This is a genomic window from Bacillus cereus group sp. N11, assembly GCF_016483605.1.
GTDB lineage: Bacteria > Bacillota > Bacilli > Bacillales > Bacillaceae_G > Bacillus_A > Bacillus_A toyonensis.
Genome location: NZ_JAEHBN010000028.1, coordinates 15,854 through 41,350, shown reverse-complemented (window position 1 = coordinate 41,350; position 25,497 = coordinate 15,854). Strand labels below are relative to the sequence as shown.

Below are 25,497 nucleotides of genomic sequence, written 5' to 3'. Positions count from 1 at the left end.
TATAAGAACTGTGTAAAAGCCCGGTGAACGGGTTTTTTCATTTGCGCAAAAAAATGTACGTCAGGGAGGGAAGGACGCTCGTCCTAAATGAATGGAAAAAAGTTGGTATGTTGTCCATACTTATTCTGGATATGAAAATAAAGTAAAGGCAAACCTAGAGAAACGTGTAGAATCAATGGGTATGCAAGATAAAATTTTCCGTGTTGTTGTCCCAGAAGAAGTAGAAGTAGAAATGAAAAATGGTAAAGAAAAAATAATGAAAAGAAAAGTGTTCCCAGGTTACGTGTTAGTGGAACTAATCATGACTGATGACTCTTGGTATGTTGTTCGTAATACACCGGGTGTAACAGGTTTTGTTGGTTCTTCAGGTTCTGGATCTAAACCATCCCCTCTATTAGAAGAGGAAGTTGTTACCATTATGAAGCATATGGGAATGGACAATGAAGTGGTTGATTTCGACTTTGAACTTCATGAGACAGTACGTGTAAATGAGGGACCATTCGCAGATTATACAGGTGCTATTGAAGAAATTGATGTGGAGAAGAAAAAAGTGAGTGTGCTTGTAGATATGTTTGGTCGCGAGACTCCAGTTGAACTTGACTTCCATCAAATTGAAAAATTATAAAATGAAACTTGAAATGAATTGTAAAAAGTGATAATATCTTTTAAGTCAGTACGTCTTCGTTATCGGAGACGTTTTTTGAAAGATTTTATCGTTACAGATAAAATATGACGTGGGAGGGCAAATCACTGTCCAATTGACCACATCACGGACTTAAGGAGGTGTGTCTCGTGGCTAAAAAGGTAATTAAAATGGTAAAGCTTCAAATTCCTGCAGGTAAAGCTAACCCAGCTCCACCAGTTGGTCCAGCATTAGGACAAGCAGGTGTTAACATCATGGGCTTCTGTAAAGAGTTTAACGCTCGTACAGCAGATCAAGCTGGTCTTATCATCCCTGTTGAAATTACGGTATTTGAGGACCGTTCATTCACTTTCATTACTAAAACTCCTCCTGCTGCTGTTCTTCTTAAGAAAGTAGCTGGTATTGAGTCTGGTTCTGGTGAACCAAACCGTAATAAAGTGGCAACTGTTAAGCGTGATAAAGTACGCGAAATCGCTGAAACTAAAATGCCTGACCTAAACGCTGCTAGCGTAGAAGCTGCAATGCGTATGGTTGAAGGTACTGCACGCAGTATGGGCATCGTTATCGAAGACTAATTCGATTTGTTTTTAAAAAAGGTTGCGGGTCTGGAATTCCAATTCGCAACCTTTATTATCGTAAATGATTATCGTTTTTTAAAATAAAAGGATGGCGCGCATCCTCAGGTTATCCCTGGAAAAAAAGCGTAAACGTGGGAGGTTATTCCGCTAAAACCACATTCGAGGAGGAAATAAAAATGGCTAAAAGAGGTAAAAAGTACGTAGAAGCTGCGAAGCTTGTTGATCGTGCAACTGCTTACTCTGCAACAGAAGCAGTAGAATTAGTAAAGAAAACAAACACAGCTAAATTTGATGCAACTGTAGAAGCTGCATTCCGTTTAGGTGTTGACCCTAAGAAAGCTGACCAACAAATTCGTGGCGCAGTTGTTCTTCCACACGGTACTGGTAAAGTACAACGTGTATTAGTATTCGCTAAAGGCGAAAAAGCAAAAGAAGCTGAAGCTGCTGGCGCTGAATTCGTAGGCGATGCTGATTACATCGGTAAAATCCAACAAGGTTGGTTCGATTTCGATGTAGTAGTAGCAACTCCTGACATGATGGGTGAAGTTGGTAAACTTGGTCGCGTATTAGGACCTAAAGGTTTAATGCCAAACCCTAAAACTGGAACAGTTACTTTCGATGTAACTAAAGCTGTTAACGAAATCAAAGCTGGTAAAGTTGAATACCGCGTTGATAAAGCTGGTAACATCCACGTTCCAATCGGTAAAGTATCTTTCGAAGATGCTAAACTAGTAGAAAACTTCAAAACAATTGCTGACACGCTACAAAAAGCTAAGCCAGCTGCTGCAAAAGGTACTTACATGAAGAATGCAACTGTTGCTTCTACAATGGGACCTGGCGTACGCGTAGACGTTTCTACACTTGCGTAAAAATTGGAAGTTGACTTCATAAAGAAGTTTTAATATAATCATTTATGTTGTGAATTTAAATAGTGTACCGTAGACAGTAGGTGTCATTCGACTTAATTTCCTACCTAGGTGTTAATATACGAAGCGGAATCTTTTTTCTGTGACTATATGCCTCCATGTCTACAAGTTGGGCATGGAGGTTTTTAGTGCACTTTCGGTACATCTTCTATATAATCTACAGGAGGTGTAATAACATGAGCAAAGTAATCGAAACTAAACAACAAGTTGTAACTGAAATCGCGGACAAACTTCGCGCTAGTAAATCTACAATCGTTGTTGACTACCGTGGTTTAACAGTTTCTGAAGCAACAGAATTACGTAAGCAATTACGTGAAGCTGGCGTTGAGTTCAAAGTTTACAAAAACTCTTTAACTCGTCGTGCTGCAGAGTCTGCTGAAATGGCTGAGTTAAACGAATTCTTAACAGGACCAAACGCAATCGCGTTCAGTAACGAGGATGTAGTTGCTCCTGCGAAAGTATTAAACGACTTCGCTACAAAACATGAAGCTTTAGAAATTAAAGCGGGCGTAATCGAAGGTAAACTTGTAACACTTGATGAGGTTAAAGCTATCGCTACTCTTCCATCACGTGAAGGCTTACTTTCTATGCTTCTTAGCGTTCTTCAAGCTCCAATCCGTAACCTTGCACTTGCTACTAAAGCAGTTGCAGAACAAAAGGAAGAGCAAGGCGCTTAATTTTTTAAAAGATAATTACTTGTTATCTATAAAACAATACAAACCTATTTAAGGGAGGATATTTACAATGACTAAAGAACAAATCATTGAAGCAGTTAAATCTATGACTGTATTAGAACTTAACGACTTAGTAAAAGCTATCGAGGAAGAATTCGGCGTAACTGCTGCTGCTCCTGTAGCTGTAGCTGGTGGCGCTGGTGAAGCTGCTGCTGAGAAAACTGAATTTGACGTAGTACTTGCAAGTGCTGGCGCTCAAAAAATCAAAGTTATCAAAGCTGTACGTGAAATCACTGGTCTTGGCTTAAAAGAAGCTAAAGAATTAGTTGACAACACTCCAAAAGCAATCAAAGAAGGCGTTTCTAAAGAGGAAGCTGAAGAAATGAAAGCTAAACTTGAAGAAGTTGGCGCTGCTGTAGAAGTTAAGTAATTAACTTTTGATGCTTTAAAAAGCTCGCTCTCATGCGAGCTTTTTTTTTAACTGTAAAGAAAAGAGGTGGCCATATGGCAGACCATTATTTTTCTAACGACCCTTCTAGTAAGAGTGATCGTAAACGATGGGAATTTACGCTTCGTGAATCTCGATTTACTTTTTTATCTGACCATGGGGTGTTCTCGAAAAACGAAGTGGACTTTGGTTCTCGTCTTTTAATTGAAGCGTTTCAAATGCCAGATGTTAAAGGTAATGTGTTAGACGTAGGGTGTGGGTACGGTCCAATCGGTTTGTCATTAGCGAAAGAGTTTCAAGATCGTGAAATTCACATGGTGGATGTGAATGAAAGGGCCTTGGGGCTTGCAAAAGAAAATGCCGCTAATAACAAAATTGAAAATGTACGTATTTTGCAAAGTAGTGTCTATGAAAATGTAGATGGCAAGTATGCTGTTATTCTATCTAATCCTCCAATTCGTGCTGGTAAAGATATCGTGCATGAGATTTTAGAAAAAGCTGTAGAGTATTTAGTTTCAGGTGGAGAATTGTGGATTGTTATTCAAAAGAAACAAGGTGCACCATCTGCGCTAAAAAAACTAGAAGAAGTATTTTCTGAAGTTGAAGTTGTAGAAAAGAAAAAAGGATATTATATCATAAAATCAAAAAAGCGTTGACGGTTATTTTTGGCTATGTTAACATTATACAATGCCAATATATGATTTTCTGCGTTGAGAAAAGATGTATATTTTTGTTTCTCTTGGAAAAGATAGTAAAATCAGCAGATTATGAAACAGAATGATGGTTTTCTTAAAGAAGCCATTTTTCTTTTTGAGCAGGTAGAAAGACTCAACGTATCTATCTTTAAGAGAAAAAAACTACGCTAATAGCAGTAGTTGTATTTATTTGTGATTTTGCACAAATTTTTTTGTGCATTTATAATACTCATGATTTGAGGGGTGAAGCAGTTGACAGGTCAACTAGTTCAATACGGACGCCACCGCCAACGAAGAAGTTATGCCCGTATTAGTGAAGTATTAGAGTTACCAAATCTTATCGAAATTCAAACCTCTTCTTATCAGTGGTTTCTTGATGAGGGTTTGCGAGAAATGTTCCAAGACATTTCTCCGATCGAAGACTTTACGGGAAATCTATCGCTTGAATTTATCGACTACAGCTTAGGTGAACCTAAATACTCTGTAGAAGAATGCAAAGAGCGTGATGTGACGTATGCAGCACCACTTCGTGTAAAAGTGCGTCTAATCAACAAGGAAACTGGTGAAGTAAAAGAACAAGATGTGTTCATGGGAGATTTCCCACTCATGACAGAGACTGGAACATTCGTAATTAACGGTGCAGAACGTGTTATCGTTTCCCAGTTAGTTCGCTCTCCAAGCGTATACTATAGTGGCAAAGTGGATAAAAACGGAAAACGTGGTTTTACTGCTACTGTAATTCCAAACCGCGGGGCTTGGTTAGAGTATGAGACAGATGCTAAGGATGTTGTATATGTACGTATTGACCGTACTCGTAAACTTCCTGTAACTGTTTTGTTACGCGCATTAGGGTTTGGCTCTGATCAAGAAATCACCGAGCTTTTAGGTGATAACGAATACTTAAGCAACACATTAGAAAAAGACAACACAGATAGCACAGAAAAAGCATTGCTTGAAATTTATGAGCGTCTACGCCCTGGTGAACCACCAACAGTAGAAAATGCAAAGAGCTTACTTGTGTCTCGTTTCTTTGATCCGAAGCGCTACGACTTAGCAAATGTAGGTCGCTATAAGATCAACAAAAAGCTACACATTAAAAATAGATTGTTTAACCAACGTTTAGCTGAAACACTGGTGGATCCAGAAACTGGTGAAATTTTAGCGGCAGAAGGAACAGTCTTAGATCGTCGTACGCTTGATCGCATTCTACCTTACTTAGAGAAAAACATTGGATTCAAAACAGCGAAACCAATGGGCGGAGTGGTAGCAGGCGATGTTGAGCTGCAATCCATTAAGATTTATGCTCCTGAGTCAGAAGGCGAACGCGTAATTAACGTAATTGGTAATGCAAATATTACTCGTGATATAAAACATATTACACCAGGTGATATCCTTGCTTCTATCAGCTACTTCTTCAACCTACTATACAAAGTAGGGGACACAGACGATATCGACCACTTAGGAAACCGTCGTTTACGTTCAGTAGGAGAGCTTTTACAAAACCAATTCCGTATCGGTCTTTCTCGTATGGAACGTGTTGTTCGTGAGAGAATGTCGATTCAAGATACAAATGCAATTACACCACAGGCGTTAATTAACATCCGTCCTGTTATTGCATCTATTAAAGAGTTCTTCGGAAGTTCTCAGTTATCTCAGTTCATGGACCAAACAAACCCATTAGCAGAGTTAACTCACAAACGAAGACTATCTGCATTAGGACCCGGTGGTTTAACGCGTGAGCGCGCAGGCTTTGAAGTGCGTGACGTTCACTACTCTCACTACGGTCGTATGTGTCCGATTGAAACACCAGAGGGACCAAACATCGGTTTGATTAACTCATTATCTTCGTTCGCGAAAGTAAATGAGTTTGGTTTCATTGAAACACCATACCGTCGTGTTGACCCAGAAACTGGTCTTGTAACAGGGCAGGTTGATTATTTAACAGCAGATGAAGAAGATAATTATGTTGTAGCCCAAGCGAATATGAAATTATCTGAAGAAGGAGAATTCCTTGATGAAGATATCGTAGCTCGTTTCCGTGGTGAAAACATTGTCACAAATAAAGAACGCATCGACTATATGGATGTATCTCCAAAGCAAGTAGTGTCGGCAGCGACAGCTTGTATTCCGTTCTTAGAAAACGATGACTCTAACCGCGCACTTATGGGAGCGAACATGCAACGTCAGGCGGTTCCGTTAATGAATCCGGAATCACCGATTGTAGGTACAGGTATGGAGTACGTATCAGCAAAAGACTCAGGTGCTGCAGTAATCTGTAAACACCCTGGTGTTGTTGAACGCGTAGAAGCACGTGAAGTTTGGGTACGTCGCTATGTAGATGTTGACGGTCAAACAGTAAAAGGCGACTTAGATCGCTACAAAATGCAAAAATTCATTCGTTCTAACCAAGGAACTTGCTACAACCAACGTCCAATCGTAAGTGTTGGAAATGAAGTTGTAAAAGGTGAAATCCTTGCGGATGGTCCTTCTATGGAATTAGGTGAACTAGCACTTGGACGTAACGTGCTTGTTGGCTTCATGACATGGGACGGTTATAACTATGAGGATGCGATCATTATGAGTGAGCGCCTTGTAAAAGATGATGTGTACACTTCTATTCATATTGAAGAATATGAGTCAGAAGCTCGTGATACGAAGCTTGGACCAGAAGAAATTACACGTGATATTCCAAACGTCGGAGAAGATGCACTTCGTAACCTTGATGAGCGTGGTATTATTCGCGTCGGTGCTGAAGTAAAAGATGGAGATCTACTTGTTGGTAAAGTAACACCTAAAGGTGTAACAGAACTAACAGCAGAAGAACGTCTATTACATGCAATCTTCGGTGAAAAAGCACGTGAAGTACGTGATACATCACTACGTGTACCACATGGTGGTGGCGGTATTATCTTAGACGTAAAAGTATTCAACCGTGAAGATGGCGATGAATTGCCACCGGGCGTGAATCAACTTGTACGTGCGTATATCGTTCAAAAACGTAAAATTTCTGAAGGTGACAAGATGGCAGGACGTCACGGTAACAAAGGTGTTATCTCTCGTATTTTACCAGAAGAAGATATGCCTTACTTACCAGATGGTACGCCAATCGATATCATGTTAAACCCATTAGGGGTACCATCTCGTATGAATATCGGTCAGGTATTAGAGCTTCATCTTGGTATGGCAGCAAGATACCTTGGCATTCACATTGCAACACCAGTATTCGATGGTGCTCGTGAGGAAGATGTATGGGGCACAATTGAAGAAGCTGGTATGGCAAATGACGCGAAAACAATCCTGTATGACGGACGTACTGGTGAACCATTCGATAACCGCGTATCTGTTGGTGTCATGTATATGATCAAACTTGCGCACATGGTTGACGATAAACTTCATGCTCGTTCTACTGGACCATACTCACTTGTAACGCAGCAACCTCTTGGAGGTAAAGCTCAGTTCGGTGGACAGCGTTTCGGTGAGATGGAGGTTTGGGCACTTGAAGCTTATGGTGCTGCTTATACTCTTCAAGAAATCTTAACAGTGAAGTCTGATGATGTTATCGGACGTGTTAAGACGTATGAAGCAATTGTTAAAGGTGAAAATGTTCCAGAACCAGGCGTTCCTGAATCATTCAAAGTATTGATTAAAGAACTGCAAAGTTTAGGTATGGACGTTAAAATGATGTCTAGCGACGATAAAGAAATCGAAATGCGTGATACAGAAGATGACGACGATCATCAATCAGCAGATAAATTGAATGTCGAAGTTGAGACAACTAAGGAATAATTGGGATAACCTGTAGACTAAAAGGGAGGTAGGCCCCTTGATAGATGTAAATAACTTTGAATATATGAAGATTGGACTTGCTTCACCTGACAAGATTCGTTCTTGGTCATACGGTGAAGTTAAGAAACCAGAAACAATTAACTATCGTACGTTAAAGCCTGAAAAAGATGGCTTGTTCTGTGAGCGTATTTTCGGACCACAAAAGGACTGGGAATGTCATTGCGGAAAATACAAACGTGTACGTTATAAAGGTGTAGTTTGTGATCGATGTGGCGTTGAAGTAACGCGTGCAAAAGTTCGTCGTGAACGTATGGGTCATATCGAATTAGCTGCTCCTGTATCTCATATTTGGTATTTCAAAGGTATCCCGAGCCGCATGGGACTTGTCTTAGACATGTCCCCTCGCGCGCTTGAAGAAGTAATTTATTTCGCTTCTTATGTTGTAACAGAAAGTGGAGATACACCACTTGATAAGAAGCAATTACTTTCTGAAAAAGAATACCGTGCATATCGTGATCGATATGGTAGCACATTCCAAGCTGCTATGGGTGCAGAAGCGATTAAAAAGCTACTACAAGATATCGATTTAGATAAAGAAGTAGACTTCTTAAAAGAAGAATTAAAAACAGCACAAGGACAACGCCGTACTCGTGCTATTAAACGTCTAGAAGTATTAGAAGCATTCCGTAACTCTGGAAATCACCCATCTTGGATGATCCTAGATGTTCTTCCAGTTATCCCACCAGAACTACGCCCAATGGTACAGTTGGATGGTGGACGTTTTGCTACTTCTGATTTAAACGACTTATACCGTCGTGTAATTAACCGTAACAACCGTTTAAAACGTCTATTGGACTTAGGTGCACCAAGCATCATCGTTCAAAACGAAAAACGTATGTTACAAGAAGCTGTAGACGCATTAATCGATAATGGTCGCCGTGGCCGTCCAGTTACTGGACCAGGTAACCGTCCATTAAAATCTCTATCTCACATGCTTAAAGGTAAACAAGGACGTTTCCGTCAAAACTTATTAGGTAAACGTGTTGACTACTCTGGTCGTTCAGTAATCGTTGTAGGACCGAACTTAAAGATGTACCAATGTGGATTACCGAAAGAAATGGCGCTTGAACTGTTCAAACCTTTCGTTATGAAAGAGTTAGTTGAAAAAGGTTTAGCACACAACATTAAGAGTGCTAAACGTAAAATCGAGCGTGTACAACCTGAAGTTTGGGACGTTTTAGAATCTGTGATTAAAGAACATCCAGTACTTCTAAACCGCGCACCAACACTTCACCGTCTTGGTATCCAGGCGTTTGAACCTACACTAGTAGAAGGTCGTGCAATCCGTCTTCACCCACTTGTATGTACTGCATACAACGCGGACTTTGACGGTGACCAAATGGCGGTTCACGTTCCGTTATCATCAGAAGCACAAGCAGAAGCTCGTATTCTTATGTTAGCGGCACAAAACATCTTGAATCCAAAAGACGGAAAACCAGTTGTTACTCCATCTCAGGATATGGTATTAGGTAACTACTACTTAACGCTTGAGCGTGAAGGTGCAATCGGTGAAGGTATGGTCTTCAAAGATGCCAACGAAGCAATACTTGCATACCAAAATGGATATGTACATCTGCACACGCGTGTTGCAGTTGCTGCAAGTTCAGTAAATAATGTAACGTTTACTGAAGAGCAAAAAGGTAAGCTTCTATTAACAACAGTTGGTAAATTAATATTTAACGAAATCTTACCAGAGTCGTTCCCTTATATTAACGAACCAACAAACTCAAACCTTGAAAAAGAAACACCAGCGGAATATTTCGTTGAAAAAGGTGCGAACATTAAAGAAATTATTGCTAGTCGCGAAGAAGTGGCACCATTTAGCAAGAAGATTCTTGGTAACATCATTGCGGAAGTATTCAAGCGTTTCAAAATTACAGAGACGTCTCGCATGCTTGACCGTATGAAGAACTTAGGATTTAAATACTCTACAAAAGCTGGTATTACAGTTGGGGTATCTGACATTCTTGTATTAGGTGAAAAAGATGAAATTCTCCACGAAGCACAAGCAAAAGTAGATAATGTAATTAAACAATTCCGTCGCGGTTTAATCACGGAAGAAGAACGTTACGATCGTGTTATCTCTATTTGGAGTAATGCAAAAGACGTTATCCAAGGAAAACTGATGAAGTCCTTGAATAAACGCAATCCAATCTTCATGATGAGTGATTCCGGTGCCCGTGGTAACGCATCTAACTTCACTCAGCTTGCTGGTATGCGTGGTCTGATGGCCAATCCATCTGGTCGTATCATTGAACTTCCGATCAAATCAAGTTTCCGTGAAGGTTTAACAGTACTTGAGTACTTCATCTCTACGCATGGTGCTCGTAAAGGTCTTGCCGATACAGCACTTAAGACTGCCGATTCTGGTTACTTAACACGTCGTCTTGTAGACGTTGCACAAGATGTAATTGTTCGTGAAGATGATTGTGGAACAGATCGCGGTTTACTAATCGGTGCGATTAAAGAGGGTAATGAAGTAATTGAGTCATTATATGATCGTCTTGTTGGACGTTTTGCAAGAAAAACTGTAAAACATCCTGAAACAGGTGAAGTATTAGTTGCTGAAAATCAATTAATTACTGAAGATATCGCTCATATCGTTGAAAATTCGGGTGTTGAAACTGTAAACATTCGTTCAGCGTTTACGTGTAACACTCGCCATGGTGTATGTAAGAAGTGTTACGGTCGTAACTTAGCAACTGGTACAGACGTAGAAGTAGGAGAAGCGGTAGGTATTATCGCGGCTCAATCTATCGGTGAGCCAGGTACACAGTTAACGATGCGTACGTTCCATACAGGTGGGGTTGCCGGTGATGATATCACACAAGGTTTACCTCGTATCCAAGAGATCTTTGAAGCTCGTAATCCGAAAGGTCAGGCAGTTATCAGTGAAATCGACGGTGTTATCGCAGCGATCAACGATGTTAAAGATCGCCAAGAAGTAGTTGTACAGGGTGAGGTTGAAGCTCGTACGTATGCTATTCCTTACGGTGCTCGTCTGAAAGTAACGCCAGGACAGCCAATTAGCCACGGTAAAGAGTTAACAGAAGGTTCTATTGATCCGAAAGAATTACTAAAAGTAACGGACATTACGGCAGTTCAAGAATACTTATTACGTGAAGTTCAAAAAGTATACCGTATGCAAGGGGTAGAAATTGGTGACAAACACGTAGAGGTAATGGTACGTCAAATGCTACGTAAAGTTCGTGTAAGTGATGCCGGTGAAACAGATGTATTACCAGGAACATTACTAGATATCCATCAGTTTACTGATGCGAATGCGAAGGTGTTACTGCAAGGTAAACAACCAGCAACGGCTAGACCTGTTCTACTTGGTATTACAAAAGCTTCACTTGAAACTGATTCATTCTTATCTGCAGCATCATTCCAAGAAACAACTCGTGTCTTAACTGATGCAGCAATTAAAGGTAAACGTGATGAGCTTCTAGGACTGAAAGAGAACGTTATTATCGGTAAACTTGTTCCTGCTGGAACAGGTATGAATCGTTATCGCAAAGTTGATCTTGTAAAAACAACACAAGATGACATGAATGTAGAAAACGATGAGATTTATGTGGAACAGTAAAATTTTCCGTCGTAAATTTTGTATAAAAACATCTAATCCTAGTTGACATTGTATGAGTCAAAATGTTACTATAATCAAGGTTGCTCCTGAACGATGCTTTGGAGGATATTTATATGTCTTATCAAAAAGTGTCAAATGCTGAAAATGTAGTCGTTGGTCATAAACGAACATTGGAAGCAATCAAAAATGGTATAGTTAAAAAAGTTGTTATTGCAGAAGATGCTGATGTGCGGTTAACCCATATTATCATTCGCACTGCTTTGCAACATAACATACCCATAACCAAAGTTGAATCAGTTCGTAAGCTTGGAAAAGTTTCGGGGATTCAAGTGGGAGCTTCAGCAATAGGAATAATAAGTTAAAACTGTTTTTGTGAGGAGAGAGCATTTGCTCTTCCTTGCAAAAACTTTGTTTTCAACTAATAATGAACCACCTGGATATGTGGTCATACAAACATGCGAAGGGAGGATAATCAAATGCCTACTATTAACCAATTAGTGAGAAATGGTCGTACTGATAAAGTATGGAAATCTAAATCACCTGCGTTAAACAAAGGTTTTAACTCTTTAAAGAAAAAATCAACTGATATCTCTGCACCTCAAAAACGTGGTGTATGTACTCGTGTTGGTACAATGACTCCAAAGAAACCTAACTCAGCGTTACGTAAATACGCTCGTGTACGTTTAACAAACGGTATTGAAGTTACAGCTTACATCCCAGGTATCGGTCATAACCTACAAGAGCATAGCGTAGTATTAATTCGCGGTGGTCGAGTAAAGGATTTACCAGGGGTACGTTACCACATCGTTCGTGGAGCGCTTGATACAGCTGGTGTTGACAAACGTATGCAAGGACGTTCTAAATATGGTACTAAGCGACCAAAACCTGCTAAAAAATAATAAACTTATAATGAAAGGAGGAACTCAATATGCCTCGTAAAGGACCTGTTGCGAAACGTGACGTGTTACCTGATCCAATGTACAATTCTAAACTTGTAACACGCCTAATCAACAAAATGATGGTTGACGGTAAAAAAGGTAAATCTCAAACAATTCTTTATAACGCTTTCGATATCGTTCGTGAACGTTCAGATAAAGAACCAATGGAAGTATTCGAGCAAGCTCTTAAGAACATCATGCCTGTTCTTGAAGTACGCGCTCGTCGTGTTGGTGGTGCTAACTACCAAGTTCCAGTTGAGGTTCGTCCAGAACGCCGTACAACTTTAGGTCTTCGCTGGTTAGTAAACTATGCTCGTCTTCGTGGTGAAAAAACTATGGAAGAGCGTCTAGCTTACGAAATCTTAGATGCAGCTAACAACGCTGGTGCATCTGTTAAGAAACGTGAAGACACTCATAAAATGGCAGAAGCTAACAAAGCATTTGCTCATTACCGTTGGTAGGATTCAACGTAAAATAAATGTAAGCATAAACCGCTTTATTTGTCGCTTATGGAAGTGTGGAGAGGGAGAATGCCTCTCCCTTTCGTTGGGCGCTCGTTTTACATAATGAGGGTACTGGACACTGGCATATGTAACAATATAAAGTGGCTTTTTTGCTACTTAAAATAAAAAAATCCAATCCATATATGGAAGGAGCAAGACACCAAATGACAAGAGAGTTCTCTTTAGAAAACACTCGTAATATTGGTATCATGGCTCACATCGATGCTGGTAAAACTACAGCAACTGAGCGTATTCTGTATTACACAGGACGTATTCATAAAATCGGTGAAACTCATGAAGGTGCATCTCAGATGGACTGGATGGAGCAAGAGCAAGAGCGTGGTATCACAATTACTTCTGCTGCAACTACAGCTCAATGGAAAGGTCACCGTGTAAACATCATTGACACTCCAGGACACGTAGACTTCACAGTAGAAGTAGAACGTTCTTTACGCGTACTTGATGGTGCGGTAGCAGTACTTGATGCACAATCTGGTGTTGAACCACAAACAGAAACTGTTTGGCGTCAGGCTACTACTTACGGTGTACCTCGTATCGTATTCGTTAACAAAATGGATAAGATCGGTGCAGATTTCTTATACTCTGTAGGAACAATCCACGATCGTTTACAAGCAAACGCACATCCAATTCAGTTACCAATCGGTGCTGAAGATGAGTTCAATGGTATCATTGACCTTGTTGAAGAGTGTGCTTACATGTACGGTAACGATTTAGGAACAGACATCGAGCGTGTCGAAATTCCTGAAGAGCACAAAGAACTAGCTGAAGAATACCGTGGAAAGCTTATTGAAGCGGTAGCTGAGCTTGATGAAGAAATGATGATGAAGTACCTAGAAGGTGAAGAAATCACTGTAGAAGAGCTTAAAGCTGGTATCCGTAAGGCTACAACTTCTGTAGAATTCTTCCCAGTAATCTGTGGTTCTGCATTCAAAAACAAAGGTGTTCAAATTCTGTTAGACGCAGTTATCGACTACCTACCATCTCCATTAGATGTACCTGCTATTAAAGGTACTCTTCCGGATACAGAGGAAGAAGTAGAACGTAAGTCTAGCGATGAAGAACCATTTGCAGCTTTAGCATTCAAAATCATGACTGACCCTTATGTTGGTAAGTTAACGTTCTTCCGTGTGTACTCTGGTGTGTTAAACTCTGGATCATACGTGAAAAACTCAACTAAAGGTAAGCGTGAGCGTGTAGGTCGTATCCTACAAATGCACGCTAACAGCCGTGAAGAGATTTCAACAGTTTACGCTGGTGACATCGCTGCTGCTGTAGGTTTAAAAGATACTACTACTGGTGATACTCTTTGTGACGAGAAGAGCCTTGTTATCCTTGAGTCTATGGAATTCCCAGAGCCAGTTATCTCTGTAGCTATCGAACCAAAATCTAAAGCTGACCAAGATAAAATGGGTACAGCATTATCTAAGCTTTCTGAAGAAGATCCAACATTCCGTGCTCACACTGACCAAGAAACTGGCCAAACAATCATCGCTGGTATGGGTGAACTTCACCTTGATATCATCGTTGACCGTATGCGCCGTGAATTCAAAGTTGAAGCAAACGTTGGTGCTCCTCAGGTAGCATACCGTGAAACTTTCCGCGCTGCTGCGAAAGTTGAAGGTAAGTTCGCTCGTCAATCTGGTGGACGTGGACAATTCGGTCACGTTTGGATTGAGTTTGCACCTAACGAAGAAGGTAAAGGATTTGAATTCGAAAACAAAATCGTCGGCGGTGTAGTTCCACGTGAATACATCCCAGCTGTTGGAGCGGGTCTTGAAGACTCACTTAAAAATGGTGTACTAGCTGGTTACCCACTAGTTGACATTAAAGCAGCATTAGTTGACGGTTCTTACCATGATGTCGATTCATCTGAGATGGCGTTCAAAATCGCTGCATCTATGGCACTTAAAGCTGCGGTTTCTAAATGTAACCCAGTAATTCTTGAGCCAATGATGAAAGTTGAAGTTGTAATTCCTGAAGAATACATGGGAGACATCATGGGTGACGTAACATCTCGTCGTGGACGTGTAGAAGGTATGGAAGCTCGCGGTAACGCACAAGTTGTTCGCGCTATGGTTCCACTTTCTGAAATGTTCGGTTATGCGACAGCATTACGTTCAAACACTCAAGGACGCGGAACATTCTCAATGACATTTGATCATTATGAAGAAGTACCGAAGTCTGTTTCAGAAGAAATTATTAAAAAAAATAAAGGTGAATAATTGATTTTTATCGATTGTTCAAGTATAACTACTTATGTAAGCTTAGAAAGTGAGACTTCGGTTTCGCTTTCTAGTCTAAATATAAAATAACCTATATAAACTAAGGAGGAATTTAGAATGGCTAAAGCTAAATTCGAACGTTCTAAACCCCATGTTAACATCGGTACAATCGGCCACGTTGACCATGGTAAAACTACATTAACTGCTGCGATCACTACAGTTCTTGCAAAAGCTGGTGGTGCTGAAGCACGCGGATACGATCAAATCGACGCTGCTCCAGAAGAAAGAGAGCGCGGAATCACAATCTCAACTGCACACGTTGAGTACGAAACTGAAACTCGTCACTATGCACACGTTGACTGCCCAGGTCACGCTGACTATGTTAAAAACATGATCACTGGTGCTGCTCAAATGGACGGCGGTATCTTAGTAGTATCTGCTGCTGATGGCCCAATGCCTCAAACACGTGAGCACATCCTTCTTTCTCGTCAAGTAGGTGTACCTTACATCGTTGTATTCTTAAACAAATGCGACATGGTAGACGACGAAGAATTATTAGAATTAGTAGAAATGGAAGTTCGTGACCTATTATCTGAATACGGATTCCCAGGCGACGACATTCCTGTAATCAAAGGTTCTGCTCTTAAAGCTCTTCAAGGAGAAGCTGATTGGGAAGCAAAAATCATTGAATTAATGACTGAAGTTGATGCTTACATCCCAACTCCAGAACGTGAAACTGACAAACCATTCTTAATGCCTATCGAGGATGTATTCTCTATCACAGGTCGTGGTACAGTTGCAACTGGTCGTGTAGAGCGCGGAATCGTTAAAGTTGGTGACGTAGTAGAAATCATCGGTCTTGCTGAAGAGAATGCTTCTACAACTGTAACTGGTGTAGAAATGTTCCGTAAACTTCTTGACCAAGCTCAAGCTGGAGACAACATCGGTGCTCTTCTTCGTGGGGTTGCTCGTGAAGACATCCAACGTGGACAAGTTCTTGCTAAAACTGGCTCTGTAAAAGCACACGCTAAATTCAAAGCTGAAGTTTTCGTATTATCTAAAGAAGAAGGTGGACGTCACACTCCATTCTTCGCTAACTACCGTCCTCAGTTCTACTTCCGTACAACTGACGTAACTGGTATCATCCAATTACCAGAAGGTACTGAAATGGTAATGCCTGGTGACAACATCGAAATGACTATCGAACTTATCGCTCCAATCGCTATCGAAGAGGGAACTAAATTCTCTATTCGTGAAGGTGGACGTACAGTAGGTTACGGCGTAGTTGCAACTATCGTTGAGTAATCTTAACTGATATAAAAACCCAAGGGATTCTCCCTTGGGTTTTTTGTTTGTGTTTATATAATGAGTAAGATTATATTTTTATGTTTTGACGAGTTTCTTCTATAGTAATATAAAACCAACAAAACAAAACCCAGAAACTGTAAAATGAATTCTGTTAGATGAAAACTTGAAATTCTTTAAAGTGCCATGTATAATAGCAAAAGTAGAGAAAAGCAGATGCAAACAAAAAGATGCTTGCATCTAGACGAATAACATTGTATAATAGACAATGTTGGTCTTTGACTGCGATGAAGTGGAAGGTTGCTGACACACCCGGCCGCTTTGCCATGGCATGGTGTGGGGAAATTTCCATGGAGAAGGTCTATTTTAGAAATAGGCGAACGAAGGAGGGAAAATAATGGCAAAAGAAAAAATTCGTATCCGTTTAAAAGCTTATGATCACCGTATTCTTGATCAATCAGCTGAGAAAATTGTAGAAACAGCTAAGCGTTCTGGGGCAACAGTTTCTGGTCCGATCCCATTACCAACTGAGAAGACTATTTACACAATTCTTCGTGCTGTTCATAAGTACAAAGATTCTCGTGAGCAATTCGAAATGCGCACACACAAACGTTTAATCGATATCGTGAGTCCTACTCCACAAACAGTAGATTCATTAATGCGTTTAGACTTACCGTCTGGTGTAGATATCGAAATCAAACTATAAATTATATAACTTAAAAATGTAGGAGGTGTAACTCATGACCAAAGGAATCTTAGGAAGAAAGATCGGTATGACTCAAGTATTTGCTGAGAACGGTGAGTTAATCCCAGTAACAGTTATCGCTGCTAATCCAAACGTTGTTCTTCAAAAGAAAACAACTGAAACTGATGGCTACAATGCAATCCAGTTAGGATTTGAAGATAAACGTGAAAAGTTAACTAACAAACCTGAACAAGGCCACACTGCTAAAGCATCTACAACTCCTAAGCGCTTCATTCGCGAAATCCGCGATGCAGACGTGGACGGATTAGAGGTTGGTCAAGAGGTAAAAGTTGAAGTTTTCGCTGCAGGTGAAATCGTTGACGTAACAGGAATTTCTAAAGGTAAAGGTTTCCAAGGTGTTATCAAACGCCACGGACAATCTCGCGGACCTATGTCTCATGGTTCTCGCTATCACCGTCGTCCAGGTTCAATGGGCCCAGTTGCTCCGAACCGTGTATTCAAAGGCAAAAAACTTGCTGGACGTATGGGTGGAGACCAAGTTACTATCCAAAACTTAGAAATCGTTCAAGTTGACACTGAGCGCAACTTATTACTAGTAAAAGGTAACGTTCCAGGTGCTAAGAAATCTCTTGTAGTTGTTCAAGGCGCTGTGAAGGTTAGCAAATAATTCACAATAGGAAGGAGGAATTCCAATGCCAAAAGTTACTGTATATAACCAAACTGGTTCACAGGTTGGTGAAATCGAATTAGCTGAAGCTATTTTCGGTATCGAACCAAATGAAGCTGTACTTTTCGAAGCTGTAATGATGCAACGTGCATCTTTACGTCAAGGTACACACAAAGTAAAAACTCGTTCTGAAGTTCGCGGTGGTGGTCGTAAACCATGGCGTCAAAAAGGAACTGGACGTGCTCGTCAAGGGTCTATCCGCTCTCCTCAATGGCGTGGTGGTGGTACGGTATTCGGACCTACACCAAGAAGCTATGCGTACAAACTTCCTAAGAAAGTTCGTCGTTTAGCAATCAAATCTGCATTAGCTACTAAAGTAGTTGAGAACAACATTGTAGTTCTTGAAGACCTAGTGTTAAATGCACCAAAAACAAAAGATATGCTAGCAGTACTTAAAGGATTAACTGTTGAGAAGAAAGCTCTTATCGTAACTGCTGATGCAAACGAATCTGTAGAGTTATCTGCTCGCAATATCCCTGGAGTAACAGTAATCACTGCTGATGGCGTAAACGTTTTAGACGTGCTTCATCATGATAAGCTAATCATGACAAAAGCGGCAGTGGAAAAAGTAGAGGAGGTGCTTGCATAATGAGAGATCCTCGTGATATCATTAAGCGCCCAGTTATCACTGAACGTTCTATGGAAATGATGGCTGAAAAAAAATACACGTTCGATGTGGACGTTAAATCTAATAAAACAGAAGTTAAAGATGCTCTTGAAGCGATCTTTGGTGTTAAAGTAGAAAAAGTGAACATCATGAACTACAAGCCGAAAGCAAAACGCGTTGGTCGTCACGCTGGTTTTACTAGCCGTCGTCGTAAAGCAATCGTTAAGCTAACTGCTGACAGCAAAGAAATCGAAATCTTCCAAGGCGTTTAATTCTTACTAAAGAAGGAGGGAAATTGAGATGGGAATTAAAAAGTATAATCCAACTACTAACGGTCGTCGTAATATGACTACGAATGATTTCGCTGAAATCACGACTGACAGACCCGAAAAGTCATTACTTGCTCCTTTAAGCAAGAAGGCGGGTCGTAATAACCAAGGTAAAATTACTGTACGTCATCAAGGTGGCGGACATAAGCGTCAATACCGTATCATCGACTTTAAGCGTAACAAAGATGGAATTCCAGGACGCGTTGCTACGATCGAATACGATCCAAACCGCTCTGCGAATATCGCATTAATTAACTACGTTGACGGTGAAAAACGTTACATTCTTGCTCCTAAATCTTTAGAAGTAGGTATGGAAGTTATGTCTGGCCCAGAAGCTGACATTAAAATCGGTAACGCATTACCATTAATCAACATTCCAGTAGGTACTGTTGTTCATAACATCGAGCTTAAGCCTGGTCGTGGCGGACAATTAGTTCGTTCTGCTGGTACATCTGCTCAAGTACTTGGTAAAGAAGGTAAATACGTACTTGTACGTTTAACTTCTGGTGAAGTACGTCTTGTATTATCTGCTTGTCGCGCTTCAATCGGTCAAGTTGGTAACGAACAACACGAACTTATCAAAATCGGTAAAGCAGGTCGCTCTCGCTGGTTAGGTAAACGCCCAACAGTTCGTGGTTCTGTAATGAACCCGGTTGATCACCCACACGGTGGTGGTGAAGGACGTTCTCCAATCGGACGTAAGTCTCCAATGTCTCCATGGGGTAAACCAACTCTTGGATTCAAGACTCGTAAGAAAAATAAAGCGTCTGATAAATTTATCGTTCGTCGTCGTAAAAAATAATGGGATTGTAGTACGGTTCATTTCTAGAACCGTACGCCAATCACGAAGGGAGGCACCAAAATGGCTCGTAGCTTAAAAAAAGGACCATTTGTCGATGATCACTTAATGAGCAAAATGGAAAAATTAGTTGCATCTGAGCAAAAACAAGTTGTTAAAACTTGGTCTCGCCGTTCAACAATCTTCCCTCAGTTCATCGGACACACAATCGCTGTATATGATGGTCGTAAACACGTACCTGTGTACATCACTGAGGATATGGTTGGCCATAAGTTAGGTGAATTCGCACCAACTCGTACGTATAAAGGTCACCTTGCTGACGATAAGAAAACTAGAAGATAATGAGAGGAGGCACTTCAATGCAAGCTAAAGCAGTAGCGAGAACAGTTCGTATTGCTCCTCGTAAAGTTCGTTTAGTAGTAGACTTAATCCGAGGTAAGCAAGTGGGTGAAGCGATTGCTATCCTTAACCACACACCAAAAACTGCTTCTCCAGTTGTAGAAAAAGTTTTAAAATCTGCAATCGCAAATGCAGAGCACAATTATGAGATGGATATTAACAACCTAGTTGTTGAAAAAGTTTTCGTTGACGAAGGTCCAACGTTGAAACGTTTCCGTCCACGTGCAATGGGTCGTGCAAGCCAAATTAACAAACGCACAAGCCACATCACAGTTGTGGTATCAGAAAAGAAGGAGGGATAATCGATGGGTCAAAAGGTTAATCCAATTGGTCTTCGTGTCGGTGTTATCCGTGACTGGGAATCTCGTTGGTTCGCTGAGAAAGATTACGCTACATTATTACATGAAGACATCAAAATCCGTGAGTACATTACTGTACGCTTAAAAGATTCTGCTGTTGCTAAAGTAGAAATCGAACGTGCAGCAAATCGTGTAAATGTTACAATTCACACTGCAAAACCTGGTATGGTAATTGGTAAAGGTGGTACTGAAGTTGAAGCACTTCGCAAAGCTCTTAACCAATTAACAGGCAAGCGTGTACACATCAACATTTTAGAAGTTAAGAGAGCTGATCTTAACGCTAAATTAGTAGGCGAAAACATCGCTCGTCAATTAGAAAACCGTGTATCATTCCGTCGTGCACAAAAGCAAGTTATTCAACGTGCTATGCGTGCAGGTGCTAAAGGTATTAAAACACAGGTTTCTGGTCGTCTTGGCGGAGCTGATATCGCTCGTGCAGAATCTTACAGTGAAGGAACTGTTCCACTTCATACACTTCGCGCTGATATTGACTATGCAGCAGTTGAAGCTGATACAACATACGGTAAATTAGGCGTAAAAGTATGGATCTACCGTGGAGAAGTCCTTCCTACAAAAAAGAAAGCTTCTGAGGAAGGAGGAAAATAATATGTTAATGCCAAAACGCGTAAAATATCGTAGAGAGCATCGTGGTAAAATGCGTGGTCGTGCAAAAGGTGGAACTGAAATTGCTTTCGGTGAATTCGGTTTACAAGCACAAGCTGCTTCATGGATTACAAACCGTCAAATCGAAGCTGCTCGTCGTGCAATGACTCGTTACATGAAACGTGGCGGTAAAGTATGGATTAAAATTTTCCCTTCTAAGCCTTACACTGCAAAACCTCTAGAAGTACGTATGGGTTCCGGTAAAGGGGCACCAGAAGGCTGGGTAGCAGTAGTAAAACCTGGGAAAATTATGTTCGAAATCGCGGGTGTATCTGAAGAGGTAGCACGCGAAGCATTACGTCTTGCAGCTCACAAGTTACCTGTGAAATGTAAATTCGTAAAACGTGAAGAAAATGGTGGTGAATCTAATGAAAACTAATGATATTCGTGAATTAACCACTGCCGAAATCGAAACAAAAGTTAAAGCTTTAAAGGAAGAGTTGTTTAATCTTCGCTTCCAACTTGCTACAGGACAATTAGAGAATCCAACTCGCATTCGTGAAGTGCGTAAAGCAATTGCTCGTATGAAAACTGTAGTTCGTGAAAGAGAGATCGGAATTAATCGATAAATTGAGGGGAGGTTTGCATAGTGAGCGAACGTAACCAACGCAAAGTTTATACTGGTCGTGTAGTGTCTGACAAAATGGACAAAACGATTACAGTTTTAGTTGAAACTTACAAAACTCATTCCTTGTACGGAAAACGTGTTAAGTATTCTAAGAAGTACAAAGCCCATGATGAGCAAAACCAAGCGAAACTTGGCGATATCGTTAAAATCATGGAAACTCGCCCGCTTTCTGCTACTAAGCGTTTCCGTTTAGTTGAAATCGTTGAAGAAGCGGTTATTATCTAAATAGACGAATCGGAATTTTTAGTCCGAAGGGAGGTTTCATAACATGATCCAACAAGAATCTCGTTTGAAAGTTGCTGACAACTCTGGTGCACGTGAACTTTTAACAATTAAAGTATTAGGCGGCTCTGGTCGTAAATATGCTAACATTGGTGATATTATCGTTGCTACGGTAAAACAAGCAACACCAGGTGGCGTTGTTAAAAAAGGTGACGTTGTTAAAGCAGTAGTAGTACGTACGAAGAGCGGAGCTCGTCGTCCGGACGGTTCTTACATCAAATTTGATGAAAACGCAGCGGTTATCATTAAAGACGATAAGAGCCCACGTGGTACTCGTATCTTCGGACCAGTAGCTCGTGAATTACGTGATAGCAACTTCATGAAGATCGTTTCTTTAGCTCCAGAAGTTCTATAATTTAAGGTATTGCCTTGCTAAGGAGGTGCAGAATTAAGATGCATGTAAAAAAAGGTGATAAAGTACAGGTAATCACTGGTAAAGACAAAGGAAAACAAGGCGTTATCCTTGTGGCTTTCCCAAAGCAAAACCGTGTTATCGTTGAGGGTGTCAATATCGTTAAGAAGCACTCTAAGCCATCTCAATTAAATCCACAAGGTGGAATTATTACTAAAGAAGCACCTATTCACGTTTCTAACGTTATGATTTTAGATCCGAAAACAGGTGAACCTACTCGTGTAGGCTTCAAAGTAGAAGATGGTAAAAAAGTTCGTATTGCAAAAAAATCTGGTGAATTATTAGATAAATAATTTTCTTAAGAAAGGAGGTCACTTCATTGAATCGCCTTAAAGAGAAGTTCCAAAAGGAAATTACTCCTGCTCTAGTGAGCAAGTTTAACTATAAATCTGTGATGGAAGTACCGAAAATCGAAAAGATCGTAATCAACACTGGTGTTGGTGACGCGGTATCTAACTCAAAAGCTTTAGACAATGCAGTAGAAGAATTAACACAAATCGCAGGTCAAAAACCTGTTGTAACTCGTGCTAAAAAATCAATCGCTGGTTTCCGTCTTCGTGAAGGTATGCCAATCGGTGCGAAAGTAACTTTACGCGGCGAGCAAATGTATGAGTTCTTCGACAAATTAGTGTCAGTTTCTTTACCACGTGTACGTGATTTCCGTGGTGTTTCTAAGAAATCATTCGATGGTCGTGGGAACTACACATTAGGTGTTAAAGAGCAACTTATCTTCCCTGAGATCGATTATGATAAAGTAAGCAAAGTCCGCGGTATGGACATCGTAATCGTTACTACAGCGAAAACTGATGAAGAAGCTCGTGAACTTTTAACACAATTCGGTATGCCATTCCAAAAATAATGGAAGCCAACGCTAAGTAGAGGAGGCGAAAACGTGGCTAAAAAATCTATGATAGCGAAACAAAAGCGTACTCCTAAGTTTAAAGTACAAGAGTATACACGTTGCGAACGCTGCGGTCGTCCGCATTCTGTATACCGCAAATTTAAACTTTGCCGTATTTGTTTCCGTGAACTTGCATATAAAGGTCAAATTCCTGGTGTTAAAAAAGCTAGTTGGTAAAACCCACAAATGGGAAGGAGGTAAAACACATGGTGATGACAGATCCAATTGCAGACATGCTTACTCGCATCCGTAATGCGAACATGGTACGTCATGAGAAATTAGAGGTTCCTGCTTCTAAAATCAAAAAAGAGATCGCTGAACTTTTAAAACGTGAAGGTTTCATTCGTGATGTAGAATACATCGAGGATAACAAACAAGGTATCCTTCGTATTTTCCTGAAATATGGTGCAAACAATGAACGTGTAATCACTGGATTAAAACGTATCAGTAAACCTGGCTTACGCGTTTACGCTAAAGCTGATGAAGTACCACGTGTACTTAACGGATTAGGTATCGCTCTTGTTTCTACATCTAAGGGAGTAATGACAGACAAAGATGCTCGTCAATTACAAACTGGTGGAGAAGTAGTAGCATACGTTTGGTAATATATATTTAAAACGAACGGAGGTGTGACCACATGTCTCGTATTGGTAAAAAGATTCTTGAAATCCCTGCAGGTGTTACTATTACAATTGCAGAAGACAATACTGTAACAGTAAAAGGCCCTAAAGGTGAATTAACTCGTAAATTCAATGCTGATATGTCTATCAAAATTGAAGAAAATACACTAACAGTTGAGCGTCCATCTGAACAGAAGGAACACCGTGCATTACACGGTACAACTCGTGCTTTAATCGGAAACATGGTTGAAGGTGTAACTACAGGTTTCGCACGCGGACTTGAATTAGTCGGTGTTGGTTACCGTGCTCAAAAACAAGGAGATAAACTTGTATTAAGCGTAGGTTATTCTCATCCAGTAGAAATGACTCCGGAAGCAGGTATCGAAGTTGAAGTACCTGCACCAACTAAAATCGTAATTAAAGGTATCGACAAGCAACGTGTTGGCGAATTTGCTGCTAACATCCGTGCTGTACGTGCTCCTGAGCCATATAAAGGTAAAGGTATTCGTTACGAAGGCGAAGTTGTTCGTCGTAAAGAAGGTAAAACTGCTAAGTAAACCCGTTAGGTGAGAGAAAGGAGTGACAAGAATGATCACTAAAGCTGATAAAAATGCGACTCGTAAGAAAAGACATGCACGTGTACGTGCTAAACTTACTGGTACTGCAGAACGTCCACGTTTAAACGTGTTCCGTTCTAACCAACATATTTACGCTCAAGTTATTGATGATGTGAATGGTGTAACGTTAGTAAGTGCATCTACTCTTGATAAAGACCTTGCTCTTAACGGTACTAGCAATACTGAAGCTGCTACGAAAGTTGGAGAATCAGTTGCTAAGCGTGCTGTAGAGAAAGGCGTTAAAGAAGTAGTATTCGATCGCGGTGGTTACTTATACCATGGCCGTGTTAAAGCTCTAGCTGAAGCTGCTCGTGAGGCTGGATTACAATTTTAATGGTCAAAGGAGGGAAAATTGATGCATCGCATTGACCCAAGTAAATTAGAACTTGAAGAACGTGTAGTTACGATAAATCGTGTCGCGAAAGTTGTTAAGGGTGGTCGTCGTTTCCGCTTTGCTGCACTAGTTGTAGTTGGCGATAAAAACGGTCATGTTGGATTCGGTACTGGTAAAGCACAAGAGGTACCAGACGCAATTCGCAAAGCTATCGAAGACGCTAAGAAAAACTTAATCGCTGTACCATTAGTTGGTACAACAATTCCACACACAATCAACGGTCATTTTGGAGCTGGTGAAGTATTCTTAAAACCTGCTGCTGAAGGTACTGGTGTTATTGCTGGTGGACCTGTTCGTGCGGTACTTGAATTAGCTGGTGTACAAGATATTCTTTCGAAATCTCTTGGTTCTAACACACCAATCAACATGATTCGCGCTACTGTGAACGGATTAAGCGAACTTAAGCGCGCTGAAGATGTTGCAAAATTACGCGGTAAATCTGTAGAAGAGCTACTAGGTTAAGGAGGGAAAACAAATGGCGAAAAAGTTAGAAATTACCCTCACTCGTAGTGTAATTGGTCGTCCACAAGATCAACGTGCGACGGTAGAAGCTTTAGGTCTTAAAAAGTTGAATTCAACTGTAGTTAAGGAAGAAACTCCTGCTATTCTTGGTATGATCAACAAAGTTTCTCACCTTATAACTGTAAAAGAAGCTTAAGGATAACT

The 25,497-nt window shown here is 40.6% G+C and carries 33 protein-coding genes and 1 other annotated feature; all 33 genes read left to right on the top strand.

Features of this window, described 5'->3' with window-relative positions; all coding sequences use genetic code 11:
* Nucleotides 1-91 precede the first annotated feature (91 nt).
* Complete coding sequence (gene nusG / locus JDS98_RS27980; protein WP_000415793.1) at nucleotides 92-625, top strand: transcription termination/antitermination protein NusG; 534 nt, start codon at nucleotides 92-94, stop codon at nucleotides 623-625.
* Nucleotides 626-792: 167 nt separating this feature from the next.
* Nucleotides 793-1,218, top strand: coding sequence for a 50S ribosomal protein L11 (gene rplK, locus JDS98_RS27975; RefSeq protein ID WP_001085872.1), 426 nt, complete (start codon nucleotides 793-795; stop codon nucleotides 1,216-1,218).
* Between the two features lie 179 nt (nucleotides 1,219-1,397).
* A complete protein-coding gene (rplA, locus tag JDS98_RS27970) occupies nucleotides 1,398-2,090 on the top strand; it encodes a 50S ribosomal protein L1 (RefSeq protein WP_002093855.1) in 693 nt (230 codons plus the stop codon).
* 49 nt (nucleotides 2,091-2,139) lie between these two features.
* Nucleotides 2,140-2,284: a sequence feature (ribosomal protein L10 leader region), on the top strand.
* A gap of 39 nt (nucleotides 2,285-2,323) precedes the next feature.
* Nucleotides 2,324-2,824, top strand: a complete 501-nt coding sequence (gene rplJ, locus JDS98_RS27965) for a 50S ribosomal protein L10 (protein WP_000048718.1) — start codon at nucleotides 2,324-2,326, stop codon at nucleotides 2,822-2,824.
* Between the two features lie 67 nt (nucleotides 2,825-2,891).
* The gene (gene rplL, locus JDS98_RS27960) at nucleotides 2,892-3,251 is read left to right on the top strand and encodes a 50S ribosomal protein L7/L12 (RefSeq protein WP_000159737.1); all 360 of its coding nucleotides are present in this window, start codon (nucleotides 2,892-2,894) and stop codon (nucleotides 3,249-3,251) included.
* A 74-nt stretch (nucleotides 3,252-3,325) separates the two neighbouring features.
* Complete coding sequence (locus JDS98_RS27955; protein ID WP_000763276.1) at nucleotides 3,326-3,925, top strand: class I SAM-dependent methyltransferase; 600 nt, start codon at nucleotides 3,326-3,328, stop codon at nucleotides 3,923-3,925.
* A 291-nt stretch (nucleotides 3,926-4,216) separates the two neighbouring features.
* Entirely contained in the window at nucleotides 4,217-7,750 is a 3,534-nt protein-coding gene (rpoB, locus tag JDS98_RS27950; RefSeq protein WP_097959563.1) for a DNA-directed RNA polymerase subunit beta, read from the top strand.
* Between the two features lie 37 nt (nucleotides 7,751-7,787).
* A complete protein-coding gene (gene rpoC / locus JDS98_RS27945) occupies nucleotides 7,788-11,399 on the top strand; it encodes a DNA-directed RNA polymerase subunit beta' (RefSeq protein ID WP_000567945.1) in 3,612 nt (1,203 codons plus the stop codon).
* 113 nt (nucleotides 11,400-11,512) lie between these two features.
* A complete protein-coding gene (locus JDS98_RS27940; protein WP_199634538.1) occupies nucleotides 11,513-11,761 on the top strand; it encodes a ribosomal L7Ae/L30e/S12e/Gadd45 family protein in 249 nt (82 codons plus the stop codon).
* A 114-nt stretch (nucleotides 11,762-11,875) separates the two neighbouring features.
* On the top strand, nucleotides 11,876-12,298 hold the full coding sequence (gene rpsL / locus JDS98_RS27935) for a 30S ribosomal protein S12 (RefSeq protein WP_001142341.1): 423 nt from the start codon (nucleotides 11,876-11,878) through the stop codon (nucleotides 12,296-12,298).
* Nucleotides 12,299-12,327: 29 nt separating this feature from the next.
* Nucleotides 12,328-12,798, top strand: a complete 471-nt coding sequence (gene rpsG / locus JDS98_RS27930) for a 30S ribosomal protein S7 (RefSeq protein WP_001137492.1) — start codon at nucleotides 12,328-12,330, stop codon at nucleotides 12,796-12,798.
* A 206-nt stretch (nucleotides 12,799-13,004) separates the two neighbouring features.
* A complete protein-coding gene (fusA, locus tag JDS98_RS27925; RefSeq protein ID WP_000196385.1) occupies nucleotides 13,005-15,083 on the top strand; it encodes an elongation factor G in 2,079 nt (692 codons plus the stop codon).
* 117 nt (nucleotides 15,084-15,200) lie between these two features.
* A complete protein-coding gene (gene tuf, locus JDS98_RS27920; RefSeq protein ID WP_001029617.1) occupies nucleotides 15,201-16,388 on the top strand; it encodes an elongation factor Tu in 1,188 nt (395 codons plus the stop codon).
* Between the two features lie 397 nt (nucleotides 16,389-16,785).
* Nucleotides 16,786-17,094, top strand: a complete 309-nt coding sequence (gene rpsJ, locus JDS98_RS27915; RefSeq protein ID WP_001040595.1) for a 30S ribosomal protein S10 — start codon at nucleotides 16,786-16,788, stop codon at nucleotides 17,092-17,094.
* Between the two features lie 34 nt (nucleotides 17,095-17,128).
* Nucleotides 17,129-17,761, top strand: coding sequence for a 50S ribosomal protein L3 (gene rplC, locus JDS98_RS27910; RefSeq protein WP_000160209.1), 633 nt, complete (start codon nucleotides 17,129-17,131; stop codon nucleotides 17,759-17,761).
* A gap of 25 nt (nucleotides 17,762-17,786) precedes the next feature.
* Nucleotides 17,787-18,410 carry a 50S ribosomal protein L4 gene (gene rplD, locus JDS98_RS27905; protein WP_001127258.1) on the top strand — a complete coding sequence of 208 codons (624 nt, stop codon included), beginning with the start codon at nucleotides 17,787-17,789 and terminating at the stop codon, nucleotides 18,408-18,410.
* Nucleotides 18,410-18,700: a 50S ribosomal protein L23 gene (rplW, locus tag JDS98_RS27900; RefSeq protein WP_001205558.1), complete on the top strand. Its 291-nt coding sequence runs from the start codon at nucleotides 18,410-18,412 to the stop codon at nucleotides 18,698-18,700. The genes rplD and rplW overlap by 1 nt, the downstream gene beginning before the upstream one ends.
* 28 nt (nucleotides 18,701-18,728) lie before the next feature.
* A complete protein-coding gene (rplB, locus tag JDS98_RS27895) occupies nucleotides 18,729-19,559 on the top strand; it encodes a 50S ribosomal protein L2 (protein WP_000511583.1) in 831 nt (276 codons plus the stop codon).
* 60 nt (nucleotides 19,560-19,619) lie between these two features.
* A complete protein-coding gene (rpsS, locus tag JDS98_RS27890; RefSeq protein ID WP_000124454.1) occupies nucleotides 19,620-19,898 on the top strand; it encodes a 30S ribosomal protein S19 in 279 nt (92 codons plus the stop codon).
* A gap of 17 nt (nucleotides 19,899-19,915) precedes the next feature.
* A complete protein-coding gene (rplV, locus tag JDS98_RS27885; protein WP_001148024.1) occupies nucleotides 19,916-20,257 on the top strand; it encodes a 50S ribosomal protein L22 in 342 nt (113 codons plus the stop codon).
* Nucleotides 20,258-20,260: 3 nt separating this feature from the next.
* Complete coding sequence (gene rpsC / locus JDS98_RS27880) at nucleotides 20,261-20,920, top strand: 30S ribosomal protein S3 (protein ID WP_000529958.1); 660 nt, start codon at nucleotides 20,261-20,263, stop codon at nucleotides 20,918-20,920.
* Between the two features lies 1 nt (nucleotide 20,921).
* The gene (rplP, locus tag JDS98_RS27875; RefSeq protein ID WP_000928969.1) at nucleotides 20,922-21,356 is read left to right on the top strand and encodes a 50S ribosomal protein L16; all 435 of its coding nucleotides are present in this window, start codon (nucleotides 20,922-20,924) and stop codon (nucleotides 21,354-21,356) included.
* Nucleotides 21,346-21,546, top strand: a complete 201-nt coding sequence (rpmC, locus tag JDS98_RS27870) for a 50S ribosomal protein L29 (protein ID WP_000855718.1) — start codon at nucleotides 21,346-21,348, stop codon at nucleotides 21,544-21,546. Before rplP ends, rpmC begins: the two co-directional genes overlap by 11 nt.
* 20 nt (nucleotides 21,547-21,566) lie before the next feature.
* A complete protein-coding gene (gene rpsQ / locus JDS98_RS27865) occupies nucleotides 21,567-21,830 on the top strand; it encodes a 30S ribosomal protein S17 (protein WP_000004106.1) in 264 nt (87 codons plus the stop codon).
* 43 nt (nucleotides 21,831-21,873) lie between these two features.
* Entirely contained in the window at nucleotides 21,874-22,242 is a 369-nt protein-coding gene (gene rplN, locus JDS98_RS27860; protein ID WP_000615912.1) for a 50S ribosomal protein L14, read from the top strand.
* A gap of 38 nt (nucleotides 22,243-22,280) precedes the next feature.
* Nucleotides 22,281-22,592 carry a 50S ribosomal protein L24 gene (gene rplX, locus JDS98_RS27855; protein ID WP_000558200.1) on the top strand — a complete coding sequence of 104 codons (312 nt, stop codon included), beginning with the start codon at nucleotides 22,281-22,283 and terminating at the stop codon, nucleotides 22,590-22,592.
* 26 nt (nucleotides 22,593-22,618) lie between these two features.
* A complete protein-coding gene (gene rplE, locus JDS98_RS27850) occupies nucleotides 22,619-23,158 on the top strand; it encodes a 50S ribosomal protein L5 (protein ID WP_001080829.1) in 540 nt (179 codons plus the stop codon).
* 33 nt (nucleotides 23,159-23,191) lie between these two features.
* Complete coding sequence (rpsN, locus tag JDS98_RS27845; protein ID WP_001085700.1) at nucleotides 23,192-23,377, top strand: 30S ribosomal protein S14; 186 nt, start codon at nucleotides 23,192-23,194, stop codon at nucleotides 23,375-23,377.
* A 29-nt stretch (nucleotides 23,378-23,406) separates the two neighbouring features.
* Nucleotides 23,407-23,805 (top strand): 30S ribosomal protein S8, encoded by a 399-nt coding sequence (gene rpsH, locus JDS98_RS27840; protein ID WP_000245511.1) that lies wholly within the window; start codon nucleotides 23,407-23,409, stop codon nucleotides 23,803-23,805.
* Nucleotides 23,806-23,837: 32 nt separating this feature from the next.
* Entirely contained in the window at nucleotides 23,838-24,377 is a 540-nt protein-coding gene (gene rplF / locus JDS98_RS27835; RefSeq protein ID WP_000086552.1) for a 50S ribosomal protein L6, read from the top strand.
* 31 nt (nucleotides 24,378-24,408) lie between these two features.
* On the top strand, nucleotides 24,409-24,771 hold the full coding sequence (gene rplR, locus JDS98_RS27830) for a 50S ribosomal protein L18 (RefSeq protein WP_000628818.1): 363 nt from the start codon (nucleotides 24,409-24,411) through the stop codon (nucleotides 24,769-24,771).
* 21 nt (nucleotides 24,772-24,792) lie between these two features.
* The gene (gene rpsE, locus JDS98_RS27825; RefSeq protein ID WP_000554646.1) at nucleotides 24,793-25,293 is read left to right on the top strand and encodes a 30S ribosomal protein S5; all 501 of its coding nucleotides are present in this window, start codon (nucleotides 24,793-24,795) and stop codon (nucleotides 25,291-25,293) included.
* 13 nt (nucleotides 25,294-25,306) lie between these two features.
* A complete protein-coding gene (gene rpmD, locus JDS98_RS27820; protein WP_001085231.1) occupies nucleotides 25,307-25,489 on the top strand; it encodes a 50S ribosomal protein L30 in 183 nt (60 codons plus the stop codon).
* Nucleotides 25,490-25,497 lie beyond the last annotated feature (8 nt).